This window comes from Aliiglaciecola sp. M165, from assembly GCF_007197995.1.
GTDB lineage: Bacteria > Pseudomonadota > Gammaproteobacteria > Enterobacterales > Alteromonadaceae > Aliiglaciecola.
This window is the reverse complement of record NZ_VKKH01000001.1, coordinates 216,120-229,555: the sequence shown is the minus strand read 5'-3', so window position 1 is coordinate 229,555 and position 13,436 is coordinate 216,120. Positions and strand designations below refer to the sequence as shown.

Genomic DNA, 13,436 nt, shown 5'->3' with positions numbered 1-13,436 from the left:
AACAAACCAATTTCCTACATATTAAGAGGTATTGCATCAACGGTTACACACTAGTTTGTTACTATTACATTAGTCTAAAGTTGGAAAGGTTGCGCTAGTCAAAATGTTTCTGGCTTAACTACATTGTATCGGGTTAGTCAGCAACGATTAAATAGATTCCGCCTTCAAGTAATTCAGCATATACCATTATGTCATGACCAAAATACAAATCATCTGTGACGAAATTGTGACACCTAGCCAGTAGTCTACCTCCGACTAAGTAAGTGATGTTGTTTTGCGTTTTTTCCCGCTCTCCTATGAGCGGGCTTTTTTCATAATGAATGGATTCACAGCGTTTATTGAATGCCAATCTAGTTTTGTAATTGAGAGAATTCCTGGAATTTTTTTGTGCATCGACCAACAGAGCACCCGTCGAGAAACACGTAGATTACGGTTGCGAAGTACGAAAAGCGCTCTTAAGTATGTTAGATTGCTATGTTGCAAACCCATTCAATATTTGATGCGTTAGGTGCGAAATTACGTTTCTAAGACGTTATCCTCACTTCATAATGGCTTATCAGCTTTTATATATTTCCGCTTGTCTACAATCTGCTTTCCAAGGTTGTTCTTACGAACAGTATTTACTTCATGATGGACGTCGCAAGATTCGTCAACCTCACGACGTATCTATGGGCTACCGAACATTCCACTGATGGCAAGAAATGACTCTTTGAGCGTCTCCAACAACGACTGTCTCCGAAAGCTATATTACTCAGTGGTTGTATTAGCTAAGCGTAAAGTTCACTTAAATTTGTCTTTAATACACGGCACATGACTGAAGCAGAAAACTGCTATTGGTCTTTACGGATTTCTGCACTCTTCACTTTGGCACGCTTTTGCGCACAGCGAACTCGGGTCGAGGCTCATTATCCTTTGAGCCCGAACAGAAATGTTTAGTGCTTTTGGTGTGCGCTATTTTAAACCTCTCTTAATAAGTAAAAGTACCTTTAAACTGCCTCAACTAGGGCCAACTTGGTAAGTTCAATTTGTTAATCTTCGATGTTTTGGTCAGTACAGAGCATTTCAGCCTCAAACATTTATGCTATGAATAGAGGCATTTCTTTTGTATGTTGATAACTTTTATATGCAAAACTTTTGCCGAGCAAGTTACAAATTAATAGTGTAATTAATCTGGTCAAATCTATCTGAAACAAAGGAAGGTTTTCTAATGAGTAAATGTAAAAAATGCAAAAACGGTGATGCTTTGAATTTTGATATTTCGATGGCGTTTCAGCCTATCGTAGATATTAAACGTAAGCAGATTTTTGCATATGAAGCACTTGTTCGAACACCTGATGGAGGAGGTGCTGCGCAGGTTTTTCAAAAAGTTAACGAACACAATAGATATGCGTTTGACCAGGCTTGCCGTGTTAAGGCGATTGAGCTAGCGAGTCAGTTGGGAATAGATACTCAGCTCAGTATTAACTTCATGCCTAACGCGATATACGATCCTGAATCCTGCATTAGGACAACCCTTAAAGCAGCGCGTCAATTCTGTTTTCCGCTTGACAAATTAGTCTTTGAATTTACTGAAACTGAAAGAGTAAAAAGCACGACGCACCTGCAGAATATAGTTAATCATTACAAGCTCAGAGGTTTTTTAACTGCTATTGATGATTTTGGTGCAGGGTACTCTGGTTTAAATCTGATCGCAGATGTAGAGGTAGATATCATTAAAATCGATATGGAGCTTATTCGCGATATCGACAAGTTGAAAAAGAAGCAAATCATTGTTTCGGGGATAGTGACAACTTTCCAAAAACTTGGTTCTAAAGTCATCGTTGAAGGCGTAGAAACACGCGAGGAACTTGAAACATTAAAGAGCTTAGGTATTGAGTTATTTCAAGGCTACTTCATCGGTAAACCTGCCTTTGAAAAACTTGAAGCATTTTCGATGCTAAATACATGACGTCGATTAGTTCTCGCCACAACCAAAACTAATAAAACATCACGTTTTGAAGTGAAGCAAGAAGTCTTCAGATAGTTTAGATACTAAACATTTCACGCTAATAGCTCGACAAGCTCTAAAAGGTTGAATGAATGTTGAAACAGAATTTGATTACTTTGCTAAACAAGCGCATATAATTGATTAAGGTTCCTCAAAATCAACAGCAATCAAAAGAATTGACTACAGGTTGATCCTTAGAATCTTTCTTATAAAAACATTAATAAGTGCAGAAACGAAAATGATAGAGCAATTTCAGATATCCATAACATCGTTCTTGAAAACATTTGGCGACAGTTTAATGATGCAAGCTGCACTGGTCATTATGATTTCTTTCGTCGTTGCCTCTATCTTTAAATACATCTTCATTGCGGGGTTAAGATGGTTAATTTCTCGTTCTAGAATCAGCGTGGCCAATGGTTTTTTGGATTTACTACACGGTCCCATTTATTACAGCGTTCTTCTCATAGGTTTAACAAGTGCGTTATTTGTATTAACCACAGACACGCTGTACCTCTTTATTGGAACATCGATACTTTTGTCAGTTGGTATGTTGATCTGGACATCCTTTTTGTTGAGGGGAAACAGGCAGTTACTTAGAAGTCTCATGCTTCACCCCACCAGATTCAAAAGCATCAATCACAAAACCTTGCCGCTATTTCAGAATGTTATCAACATTGTCATTATAGTCCTTGCTGTCTATTTAATTTTTTCGATTTGGAAAGTCGATATGACGGCCTGGCTTGCCTCGGCGGGAATCATTGGTATCGCAGTGGGGTTTGCCGCAAAAGATACTTTGGCCAATCTATTCTCTGGTGTATTTATTATTGCTGACGCGCCCTACAAAGTGGGGGATTATGTGGTTTTAGATTCCGGTGAACGCGGAGAAATTACCCACATAGGGATCCGTAGTACTCGTATGCTAACAAGGGACGATGTGGAAATTACCATCCCAAACTCCGTTATGGGAAACTCTAAAATTATTAATGAATCAGGGGGACCACACGAAAAATCCCGGTGCCGTGTCCCGATTGGCGTATCCTACGAAACTGATATCGACTTGGTTCGCGACCTATTAATGGCCATTGCATTAAGTGAGGAATCAGTTTGTACAGAACCTGAACCCAGAGTTCGCTTCCGCAGATTTAGTGGTTCAGCTCTTGATTTTGAGTTGCTAGTCTGGATTGATAAACCAGAACTAAAAGGCCGTATTATTGATATTTTGAATTGTGAAATACTTAAAAAATTCAGAGAAAACAATATCGAAATTCCTTATTCCAAACACGACCTCTACATTAAACAAATGCCTCAGGAGAAGTAGTTTTGTGTCATTGGATAGTCGTAAGCGATTCTTGACTAATGTAGCTCATATAGTTCATCCACACGGTTGGCCGCTGACTGCATTGCGTCGGACACAACATCTCCTATGTCCCCATCTATAAGCGCCTCAACTGCTCGCTCAGTAGAGCCTTTGGGGGACGTAACCTGGCGGCGCAGTTCCGATAGTGATTGGTTACTTTGTACCGCCATGGATACCGCTCCCAAGGCACTTTGCAATACCGATGTTTTAGCAACATGCGGATCTAATCCTTGTTCAACTGCGGCTTTTTCCATGGATTCCATAAATAAGAAGAAGTAAGCTGGTGAGCTGCCTGCTGTGGCAACAATTGCAGGCATTTGAGATTCATCTTCTACCCAGACAGTTTCGCCAACGGCTTGCATAATTTGCTCTGCCATTGTCACATCACGGACATCGCAACTCTGGTGAGTGTGCATGCCAATGAGGCCTTTGCAGATCGCTGCAGGCAGATTTGGCATAGCGCAAACCACTCGAGACGACCCACTAAGGTAATCGGAAATGTAATCGCGTTTTACCCCTGCGGCAATAGAGATCACCAATTGGTATTTCTGCAATTGTTCCATCGCGTCACTTAACTCTATGCACACTTCCCCAATCAAGTTTGGCTTGACGGCTAAAATGATGACGTCAGCAAATGCCGCGGCCTTACTATTTTCACGTTCAACTCGTATGTGGTACTCAGAGGACAATTTTTCTCGAGTTTCAATCGACGGAGCACATACGAGTATCTTGTCTCGCTTGTGCCCCTGTTTGATTAAACCTGCAATGATCGCTTGAGCCATGTTTCCACCACCGATAAACGCGATGTTAATGTCGGGATCTAACATCAATGCACCTCCTCTTTAAGCTCTAACTTGACCGCTACCGGACACAAGGTATTTTTCAGTGGTCAGGGATTCCAATCCCATTGGCCCGTATGCATGTAGCTTAGTCGTTGCAATACCAATTTCGGCACCCAGACCTAATTCACTGCCATCTGAGAACCGTGACGATGCATTTACCATTACAACAGAAGCGTCTACTGCGCGCTGAAAGTCTCGTGCAGTGTCATCGTTTTTAGTGCAAATCACCTCAGTGTGGTTGCTGCCAAACTGAGCAATGTGTGCTAAAGCTTGTTCAGTGTTGCCAACAACGCGAACAGCAATTTCTAAGTCCAGATATTCCTGACCAAAGTCGTCTTCTTCCAGCGGCGTAACATGCTCAAAAAATTGCATCGAGTCACTACAGCCGTTGATCTTTACGTCATGTAGCTTGAGTGCTTCTGCTGCCAAGGGTAAAAACTCATGAGCAATGTCTTTGTGTACTAACAAACACTCTATCGCGTTGCAAACGCCAGTTCGCTGCGTTTTACCATTTAACAGTAACTTGAGCGCCGTCACATAGTCTGCGTCTTTATCAACGTATAAGTGACATACCCCTTTGAAATGTTGGATAACAGGAATTTTGCTATTTTCAGTGACATATCTGATCAAGCCTTCTCCACCGCGAGGAATAACTACATCGATATAATCGCGCTGTGCTAGTAATTCCAGCATCAAGGCTCTGTCAGGGTCAGGGACCACACTAATAAGCTCCACAGGTAAATTGTGTTTGAGCAGCACGTCTTGAAGAACTTTCGCGATCGCTTGGCTTGAATTAAGTGCCTCTTTACCGCCGCGAAGTATTACCGCGTTGCCCGATTTAAAACACAGCGCCCCTGCGTCTGCTGTCACATTTGGGCGTGCTTCATAAATCATGCATATTACACCCAGGGGTACGCGCATTTTCTTCACTTCCAATCCATTTGGGCGCATATCGATTAGTCGTTCTTTGCCAACAGGGTCTGGCAAATTAATTATTGTCTCGATCCCGTTTGCCATGGCCTCAATTCGCCCTTCGTCAAGGAGCAGGCGGTCGATCATTGCGGCTGCTAAATTACCTTTTTGTGCGTTGTCCAAATCTAGTTTGTTTGCTTTGAGAATAAGCAAACTGTTTTCACGCAACGCTTTGGCCATGTCGGTTAACACGGCATTTTTTTCTTGTTCATTTAACAAAGACAAGGTTTGTGCAGCGATGGCCGCGTTTTTAGCTATAGTTTTAATCAGGTTCATGATGCCTCCAATACGGCAATATTTTTGTCAGAAATCACAGGTCCGGTCTTGTTTTGCATCTTCTGGGTAAAGTCTTTGTCTTGCTGGTCAGCCAGAAAACTTAATAGGCAACTGCTATAATTTGATTTGGCCTTAGCCAGTTTAGTGCCGTCATCTTTGCGCACCAGGATGGTATCTCCGACCGCGAAATCGCCTTCTACTTTGACAATTTCTTGCGCGGTCAACTCTTCACTCGCAGCATCCAGTGCGGTGTTAAAATCGTTTTCTACGATAACTTCTCCTTGCGCTTTTGAGGTGTGGGTCATCCAATGGAGATGCTCCTGCATGGGCTCTTCATAAGGCTGGAAGTGAGTGCCTGGATTTTTGCCCTCTAAAAGCATATTGAATGATAATTCGGTAAAGCCGTTAACGATGAAAGTATTGATCCCGTGGGAAGTCGCTTTCTCTGCTGCTTCAATTTTAGTCTTCATGCCACCAGTGCCTACTTGGCTTGTGGCGCCACCCGCCATGGCATAAATTTTCTCATCGATTTTAGACACCCAAGACAATAGCTGTGCATTGTCGTTGGTGTGCGGATTCTTGTCGTACAGCCCATCAACGTCTGAACAGATAATGAGTGCATCCGCGTCTGCCGCCGCTGCTACCATGGCCGAGAGGTTATCGTTGTCACCTACCTTTAACGTGTCTGTGGTGACAGTGTCGTTCTCATTGATAACGGGCAACATGCCATTATCAAGCAGGCTGAATATGGTTTGTCGCACACTGATATATCTGTCTCTGTTTCGCAGATCGGCGTGCGTTAAGAGTATTTGTGCAGTGGGGAAATCAAACAACTTATCCCAAGTTGCCATCATGTCTGTTTGACCGGCGGCTGCCATGGCTTTCTTGATTGCCAATGTTGGTTCTTTCTGTGAAAACAGGTGTGCGCCCGCTGCGACTGAACCGGATGATACCAAGACTACCTGCACGCCCAACTCCCTGCATCGTACGATAAATTGCGCGATACCAAGCAGATAATGGCTACTGCAACCTTTCCCGTTGGGGGCAATTAATGCGCTGCCAACTTTGATTACGATACGTTTCCAGTTAAATAAATTCATTCTTTTGTCCTTAGACATTAATTACTCGCTGTGTATAAACCACTGAGCGTAGACTACACTCTGAGAAAATAAATATAACACAAATGATTAGTGTACTAAACATTAAGTATCGAAAAATTAAATGCAGATCATGAAAATCGATTTTATCCACAGTTTATTAGCAACTTATTTAAGTTGTAAGGGACGGTTTATAATTCGAATACATTGCAAATTTGGGTTGTATTTCTATTTTTGGCTATAAAATAGTCGTGAATTGAAGTGTATTTAAGGTTTTATTAGAAGTAATTGGGGTTATTTGACAGATCACGCACCTGGAAGGCCATTAACTTACACAACCTGACTCGCGTTCTTGATGTAGATTGATAACATTACCTGATTTTAAGTTGCAGATTGACCATGCTTGTCTATCGTTAGTTGAGTAGGCAATACCTGAGTTGAGCCGCAATTTGTTGAGCTAACTAAAGCGAAAAGGGTCACGCAATATGCAAGGTTATTTTTTGCGCTAAACATAAAGTAAAAAGTTAAATCTTGCTAAATGCAGAATGATTGTGCTCAATGAAAAATTATGCAACGGTTATCAGGTGTTGTTTCTTGTAAAGCAAAACATTACTTTTTCTACCACTAAAATAAAGAGAATCATTTGTGCTAAGTGAAAAAATAAGACACTTCTATGACAAGCTTGTCGACATAATCTTTGGGGTAATACTGTTTTTTATTATGTTAGCCCTGGCTATTGGAGCCTTCCAACTGTTCGCAGATGTGTGGGAGCTACTCAAGCTTGAAGGCATAACTGGACATTACATAGACATTATTACCGACGTTTTAACGCTTTATGTTTTAGTAGAACTGAGCCGATCACTTATTGAATACTTTGACTCACACAAGTTGAGGCTCACATTCATTGTTGATGCCGCTATTGTATTTATCATTAGAGAGTTTCTGATCTTGCTGTTTAAGCATGAAATGAAACCAGACATGATGTATGCACTTTCAGCGGTACTGCTAGTTTTAGGCGCACTCCGTATAGCTAGTATTATTGTTTATCAACGTGAAAAACAAATGGTGGGTTGACAAAATCTAGATGCTAAGGGCTATATTTTGACTCAGTAACAAGTCTTAAAGCTAGTCTTCCAGACTAGCTTTTTCTTGAAGTTGTTCGATAGGTATATAGTCAAAATCAAATCCGAAGTGCCTTGGGCCCATCAACTCTATGCCTTTTCTGCTGCGCCACTGGGCCGGTGCAGGCACCGCAATAATGACTACCTTTTCACCCACAACATAGCCGCCATAACCAATGCCTAGTGTAGATTCACCTGTATCCGGGTCTAAGTTATAAATATAGTCTGGAGACATGGCATTAAGCTTTTCATCAAGCCAACCCACTATATTTTCGTTTTTGACGAACATACGGTATTGGCGTCCTGTGAAATTTCCTGTTCCATCAAATTCAGCTTCGACCCAATTAAAACCTCGGTCACCTTGCTCTGTAGATTTGGTCACTATGCCTTCAAATAGCTTGTAGCCATTGGATACGCCAATTAGCGCAGCAATGGGATCATTGCCTTGCTCACGTGCTTCTCTTACCGTTCTTCCGTACAATTCCGCCTCAGAAATATTGCCTTTAAGTACTCCGCGATCAAGCTGACTGCCTGCCATGGGTGTCATACTAATCCATGCATCACCAGCACTGGCAACCGCAATGGCCCGTGCTAGGTCTTCCACGCGATACTCATCAACTGCATCGGCAATAATGATTTTATCCCCCCAAGGGGTAATGATTGCAGTAGGAACCGAGGCAATGCCATTAATCCAAGGAATTGATTGTTGTACTTCAGGAACGGCTCGCCCAGTAATGCCACCATCTAATGTTGGGATTCCCATCTCTGCACCTAATAACAATGCTGTGGCAGTGGCTCCTGCCGCTTCTGAACGCACCAATGCTGCAACCCGTTGGTTTGTATACTCACTAAATAACGTCACAACCGCCTTTCTGGGGTCCTCGATTTTTTCTAATCCTTGTTTTGTAGTGCGATCAATAACGTACTGCCAAGGTCCGCCGCCGCCAATTCCTTGAACAGCGATAACCATGTCTTCTTGCGGCACATCTTCTGTTTGTATAAGGCGAAACACTTTTCCTTCTGACAAGGCTTTTTTGACTTCTTTAATAGAGTCGCTTGGGTCGCAGTTTCGAGTCGATTGAATACAGGAACCAACCAGAATATCGATCAGATTTTGCTCTGTCAGTGTGCGAAGATTAGATGACTGGCTGTTGCCACTTTCTATTGTTGTGCACGCTGATAGAAAAACAATAAGTAGCGATGTTGTCAGTGCTTGTCGATATTTTAACCTGAAGTTTGTTGGCATATTGCTTCTCATGTAATCAATACCGTTGTTTCGACTTTATCTGATTTGCGTTAACCCGTCATGAATAAAATCCCTAAATAACTTTTTTAATAACAATTCACGTTGTCTTTACATCCGCATTGTTACTCTGACACCCACTAACACGATTACTGAGATTATTAAAAAATGAAAAGACAATTTTTTACATCACTTCTGATGAGTATTGTGCTTTTGGCTGGCAAAGCCAATGCGCAGGCCAATGAGTTGAAATTGCAACTTGAAAATCTAGTTGCACAAAAGAATATTCCAGGGATGGTGGTCATCATTGAACAAGAAGGCCAAATTATTTTTGATCAGGCTATTGGCTATTCGAATATTGAGCAGAAAACGCCTATGTCCAAGGACCAGCGCTTTCGCTGGTTTTCGATGAGTAAGCCTGTGACAGCTGTTGCTATGCTAAAAACCTTGCATGACCAAGGTTTAGATGTAGATGTTCCGTTAAAAACCCTTTATCCAAATTTTGACAGAGACGAAAAGATACCCGTTTCGACAATTATGAATCACACAGCGGGTTTTGGTTACGGGGGGGAATGGAATAGCTTTACGGGTTGGCTATACTGGATGTTTGGACCCCTTGAACGCGCAAATTCGTTACCTGAATTGATGAGTAAACTAGATGGTATTCCGTTAATGAGCGACCCTGGAGAAGAGTTTCGATACAGTATGTCAAGTGACGTCTTAGGCGCGATTATTCAAAAAGTGAATGGACAACGCTTTGACAAATATATGCATGAAAAAATCTTCACCCCATTAAAGATGACATCGACTGGGTTTATTACTAAGGGGATGACAGACAAAACCCTTGCCCCATTTTATCGCTACGACCGAGAATCTAAATCCAGTATTAGAGTTGAAGACCCGACTGAGTGGGACAAACATGTATTTTCAGGTGGGGGCGGTATGACCGGCACTGCCTCCGACTATATGCACTTTTTACGTGTCTTAACAAATCCTGCAGCATATGAAAGTTTTGTCGCTGAAGATAAGCTAAAACAAGTGGTTGTGAACCAACTGCCCGCAAATCTGCCCGCTATACCTGAAACCATATACCCTAAAACCGGATATGGGTATGGCGTTGGCGTGAAGCTCGAAGATGAAAAATACTTAAATAAAAATAGTTACTATTGGGCCGGTTTAGCAGGCACTATTTTTTGGGTAGACCCTGCAAAGAAACTAACAGTTGTGGCCATGACTCAATTGTTGGGAGGCCGCAAAGCTATGGAGAAGAGTCTGGTTCCAATGGTCTACGATTGGTTAGAAACAAAGCAATGACAACCTTAAAGAAAATTTTGTTGGTAGAAGATGATGTGGCTATTGCTGAAGGGTTAGCTGACTTTCTTCATCAGCATCCTTACGAACTCGACTTTGCTTATCGGGGTGATCATGCTCAGGCCCTAATCAATAGCCAGCACTATGATCTTATCTTGTTAGATTTGAATTTGCCGGGGAAAAGTGGGCTGCAAATTTGTGCTTCTTTGAGCGCAGATAATGCTTTGGCGCATACCCCAGTTTTGATCATGACGGCAAATAACCAACTGGATACTAAGTTGAAAGGCTTCGAGGCGGGCGCTTGGGATTACCTAACAAAACCATTTTCTTTTAAAGAGCTTGAGGCACGTATAAAAGTGTTGCTGCAATTGCCTAAACCCAACTCACAGCAAACCTTGGCATTTGGTGAGCTGCATTTAAACGCCGCTCGCACTGAAGCTATAGTAAATGAGCATTCGATTAAACTAACTGCTACAGAACTGGTTATTATCGGAAAACTCCTTGAGCATGCGCCTGAACCTGTGAGTCATGCGGTATTGACACGAGCACTTTGGGGGGAGGATGTTCCTGAATCTGATCCGCTGCGGGCGCACATCTATCATTTGCGCCAAAGCCTTAAGGAAGTCTCTCGACAAATCGAAATAGTGTTAGTCAAAGGCATTGGCTATTGCTTAAAGCACAAACTTAGTCACGAGGACCAAACATGACATTGGGCAAGCGCTTAAATGCCTTTTTTGTAGGCTATTCGATTTGCACATTTGCCATGTGTTGTTTGTTAACGATAGTTAGCTTGTATGCTATTGAAGATGGCTTTTTTGACCGCAAACTCAAAACAGCTGCGCTGGAGATCGAAAATGAACAGACTAATCTAGACAATGGTCAAATCATTAAATTTAACATCGTGTATTACACTGAACAGCGCAATCTTCCGTTTGTTGGTGCTAACTTCCAAACTAATGAAATCACAGAGATTAGCCACAACGACCGCTATTTCCACGTTTTACCCCTGAATCGCAGTGCTGATACGCAATCGTTCCTGGTTTACGATGTGACGGATGAATTGCTGGTCACCAATAGCTTGGACGATTTGTCTTCTTTATTTGCAGCTCTGTTTGTCGTCATGATGGTTTGTACGCTGTTTTTTACACGCTTCTTTTCCCAAATAATTTTACGACCTTTCCAAAAGCTTGTTGAAGTGGTGAACACGTCTGCAGGGTATACAGAAGTGCAGCAACTTGGCGAAACAATTCGAGAGAAAGACATTAAATCGCTGTTTTTGTCCATAGCGGAAAATTTGCAGCAGCGGGAACACATGTTGAACGATCAAATTACCTTTAATCAAGGCATTAGTCATGAATTGAGTACACCCATTCAGGTAGCAAAACATGCTACGGAGCTGATTAAAAGTAATGATGATGTGTCTAGCCGCGCCCTTGAACGGCTCAAGCAAGCATTGAATAAAATGGAAAAAACCAGCAGTGCGTTCTTATGGTTAAGTTCGAATAACACATGGCATGTGTCTGTAGAAGTGACGAATATACTGGAGGACATTATCAGTGCTAGCCGGGACTTGGTACAAAAACAAAAGCTCATCGTAATGACCGACATTGAGCAAACTTGTTATTTAATAGCTCCCAGAGAAGTCATTGGCGTGGTGTTGGAAAATTTATTGAGGAACGCTATCAACCACTGTACGGATAATGAAATTAGCGTGAAATCGGATTGCACAGGGGTTACCTTTACTAATCGCTTCAATACTCAAAGCCAAAGTGAAGGCTTTGGCATAGGCATATTATTGGTTAATCAGCTAGCTAAACGCTTTAATTTTGTGGTGAATTACACGCAGGCTGATGGATTATATTGTGCGCGAATAATCACCAATGCAAATATTGATAATGAACAAAGGGTGTAATCGGGTTGTGCTAAACAGCAGCCTGTTCAACGCTCATTTTTTTCAATAATTTTTTCCGATGGGTTGGCGTAATCAACGTAATCGCTGTGACTAATGACCAAGTTATTTTTTACTTGGATCACCGAAACTTGACGGGCCTGCCATTGATAGGTCTGATTTTCTGCCGACGTTGCGTACAAAGAATTAACCCTTCCAATAAAAGTGACAATATTTTCACTTGCGTAAATTGACTCAAATTCAAACCCAAGACGAATGAGTTTTGACGTCTGTTTAAAGTCCTCAAGTGCTCCGATAAGTGAGGTTTTACCTTCATATATCGCTGGCCCGCCTTGATTAACAGGGAAGGTAAGGTCTTCAAATCGAATGTTTGGGTCCATCAAAGTTGCCATGTCTTGAAAGTTGGCGTTTGAATAATGTTGCATGTACCGCTGCGCTATTTGCTTGGCGGAAGGTTCTGCATTGGCTGCAAAGACCAAAAAGAGCAACAAGAAGTAAAATAGACCTTTTAACTTCATTTTGATTCCTTAAATGGGTGGCTAATGACTGGTAAACAAGGCAACACGTAGTGTAGGTTGCCCGTTGTTTTGAATGTTAACCGTTCTTTCGACTCAGGTCAGTGATTAAAAGAGGATTTTCTTGTTGGTGCGCTAATAACAGCTGCTGACAAGTTTTCTCTCCGTTTTTCAGTAAATCAAGCTCATTTTGGGTGATCCCAAACATCTGGATAAACTCGACTTTTCCATGAGGAGTGTCTATCGGCGTCAATTCACTGTCTTTGGCAAATGCGAGTCCGACAATATCAGTATCGAAGCCAGCATGAATTGGACCGTTTGCAGGAAGCCATAAATATTCAGAAAACCACTTTCCGGAGCTAAACACATACTTTGCTAAATTCTGCATCAACCCGCAAACCCATTTTTGTTCGTTTTGCTCATCGCTTTCAATTGCAAGCCTGAAAGTCAGTTCAAAACCGTACTGACTGAACTCACCGCCTACGGCTTCTTCGTTATAATACAGTGAAGAAAACCCGTAGCTACAAAAATGCAGATGGAGAGTACCGCTTGATTGGCTTCGGTATGCACTTATCCCATCCAGAGGATTTTTCCCACCAAGATGATAATTGAGGCTAGTACCCCAGTGCATAGGATTTTGTGTAAAGTAAAGCCTCTCTAGCGCCTTATCAATGGCGTCCCAACCTGGGGCCGCATCATCAACTGAATAGCGTTTTTTATATTCGTTAAGATTCATAATGATTCAGTTCTAAATTAAAGTGTAGGCAGAAGGGTTATTCACTCATCTGCCATATATAAAAACGGTT

12 protein-coding genes are annotated in these 13,436 nt (G+C 41.9%); 6 read left to right on the top strand and 6 right to left on the bottom strand.

Annotated elements, in window-relative coordinates; genetic code table 11:
* The first annotated feature begins 1,207 nt into the window (after positions 1-1,207).
* Positions 1,208-1,948 (top strand): EAL domain-containing protein, encoded by a 741-nt coding sequence (locus FM019_RS00990; protein WP_143834022.1) that lies wholly within the window; start codon positions 1,208-1,210, stop codon positions 1,946-1,948.
* Positions 1,949-2,225: 277 nt separating this feature from the next.
* Complete coding sequence (locus FM019_RS00985; protein WP_143834021.1) at positions 2,226-3,305, top strand: mechanosensitive ion channel family protein; 1,080 nt, start codon at positions 2,226-2,228, stop codon at positions 3,303-3,305.
* A 35-nt stretch (positions 3,306-3,340) separates the two neighbouring features.
* Here the strand turns inward: FM019_RS00985 and proC are convergent, their stop codons facing one another.
* From proC to proB, 3 genes are read right to left on the bottom strand one after another with little or no spacing between them, the layout of a single operon-like run.
* Positions 3,341-4,171, bottom strand: a complete 831-nt coding sequence (gene proC / locus FM019_RS00980; RefSeq protein ID WP_143834020.1) for a pyrroline-5-carboxylate reductase — start codon at positions 4,169-4,171, stop codon at positions 3,341-3,343.
* 15 nt (positions 4,172-4,186) lie between these two features.
* Positions 4,187-5,434: a glutamate-5-semialdehyde dehydrogenase gene (locus tag FM019_RS00975; RefSeq protein WP_143834019.1), complete on the bottom strand. Its 1,248-nt coding sequence runs from the start codon at positions 5,432-5,434 to the stop codon at positions 4,187-4,189.
* The gene (proB, locus tag FM019_RS00970) at positions 5,431-6,534 is read right to left on the bottom strand and encodes a glutamate 5-kinase (protein ID WP_143834018.1); all 1,104 of its coding nucleotides are present in this window, start codon (positions 6,532-6,534) and stop codon (positions 5,431-5,433) included. Before proB ends, FM019_RS00975 begins: the two co-directional genes overlap by 4 nt.
* 642 nt (positions 6,535-7,176) lie before the next feature.
* On the opposite strand from proB, the gene FM019_RS00965 reads away from it, so the two are divergent.
* Positions 7,177-7,605, top strand: coding sequence for a phosphate-starvation-inducible PsiE family protein (locus FM019_RS00965; RefSeq protein WP_221934345.1), 429 nt, complete (start codon positions 7,177-7,179; stop codon positions 7,603-7,605).
* Between the two features lie 51 nt (positions 7,606-7,656).
* Here the strand turns inward: FM019_RS00965 and FM019_RS00960 are convergent, their stop codons facing one another.
* Positions 7,657-8,898 carry a DUF917 domain-containing protein gene (locus FM019_RS00960; protein WP_185969137.1) on the bottom strand — a complete coding sequence of 414 codons (1,242 nt, stop codon included), beginning with the start codon at positions 8,896-8,898 and terminating at the stop codon, positions 7,657-7,659.
* A 165-nt stretch (positions 8,899-9,063) separates the two neighbouring features.
* On the opposite strand from FM019_RS00960, the gene FM019_RS00955 reads away from it, so the two are divergent.
* The 3 genes from FM019_RS00955 to FM019_RS00945 are packed head-to-tail and all read left to right on the top strand — an operon-like array spanning position 9,064 to position 12,118.
* On the top strand, positions 9,064-10,209 hold the full coding sequence (locus FM019_RS00955; RefSeq protein WP_143834016.1) for a serine hydrolase domain-containing protein: 1,146 nt from the start codon (positions 9,064-9,066) through the stop codon (positions 10,207-10,209).
* Positions 10,206-10,913, top strand: a complete 708-nt coding sequence (locus FM019_RS00950; protein ID WP_143834015.1) for a response regulator transcription factor — start codon at positions 10,206-10,208, stop codon at positions 10,911-10,913. The genes FM019_RS00955 and FM019_RS00950 overlap by 4 nt, the downstream gene beginning before the upstream one ends.
* Complete coding sequence (locus FM019_RS00945) at positions 10,910-12,118, top strand: sensor histidine kinase (protein ID WP_143834014.1); 1,209 nt, start codon at positions 10,910-10,912, stop codon at positions 12,116-12,118. Before FM019_RS00950 ends, FM019_RS00945 begins: the two co-directional genes overlap by 4 nt.
* Positions 12,119-12,144: 26 nt before the next feature.
* Here the strand turns inward: FM019_RS00945 and FM019_RS00940 are convergent, their stop codons facing one another.
* The gene (locus FM019_RS00940) at positions 12,145-12,633 is read right to left on the bottom strand and encodes a nuclear transport factor 2 family protein (protein ID WP_143834013.1); all 489 of its coding nucleotides are present in this window, start codon (positions 12,631-12,633) and stop codon (positions 12,145-12,147) included.
* Between the two features lie 76 nt (positions 12,634-12,709).
* On the bottom strand, positions 12,710-13,366 hold the full coding sequence (locus FM019_RS00935; RefSeq protein WP_143834012.1) for a suppressor of fused domain protein: 657 nt from the start codon (positions 13,364-13,366) through the stop codon (positions 12,710-12,712).
* Between the last annotated feature and the right edge of the window lie 70 nt (positions 13,367-13,436).

What these genes read in the sequence shown, in the direction of transcription:
- FM019_RS00990 (WP_143834022.1), top strand. Translation starts at nt 1,208, where the DNA reads ATGAGTAAATGTAAAAAATGCAAAAACGGTGATGCTTTGAATTTTGAT.
- FM019_RS00985 (WP_143834021.1), top strand. Translation starts at nt 2,226, where the DNA reads ATGATAGAGCAATTTCAGATATCCATAACATCGTTCTTGAAAACATTT.
- proC (WP_143834020.1), bottom strand. Translation starts at nt 4,171, where the DNA reads ATGTTAGATCCCGACATTAACATCGCGTTTATCGGTGGTGGAAACATG.
- FM019_RS00975 (WP_143834019.1), bottom strand. Translation starts at nt 5,434, where the DNA reads ATGAACCTGATTAAAACTATAGCTAAAAACGCGGCCATCGCTGCACAA.
- proB (WP_143834018.1), bottom strand. Translation starts at nt 6,534, where the DNA reads ATGAATTTATTTAACTGGAAACGTATCGTAATCAAAGTTGGCAGCGCA.
- FM019_RS00960 (WP_185969137.1), bottom strand. Translation starts at nt 8,898, where the DNA reads ATGCCAACAAACTTCAGGTTAAAATATCGACAAGCACTGACAACATCG.
- FM019_RS00955 (WP_143834016.1), top strand. Translation starts at nt 9,064, where the DNA reads ATGAAAAGACAATTTTTTACATCACTTCTGATGAGTATTGTGCTTTTG.
- FM019_RS00950 (WP_143834015.1), top strand. Translation starts at nt 10,206, where the DNA reads ATGACAACCTTAAAGAAAATTTTGTTGGTAGAAGATGATGTGGCTATT.
- FM019_RS00945 (WP_143834014.1), top strand. Translation starts at nt 10,910, where the DNA reads ATGACATTGGGCAAGCGCTTAAATGCCTTTTTTGTAGGCTATTCGATT.
- FM019_RS00940 (WP_143834013.1), bottom strand. Translation starts at nt 12,633, where the DNA reads ATGAAGTTAAAAGGTCTATTTTACTTCTTGTTGCTCTTTTTGGTCTTT.
- FM019_RS00935 (WP_143834012.1), bottom strand. Translation starts at nt 13,366, where the DNA reads ATGAATCTTAACGAATATAAAAAACGCTATTCAGTTGATGATGCGGCC.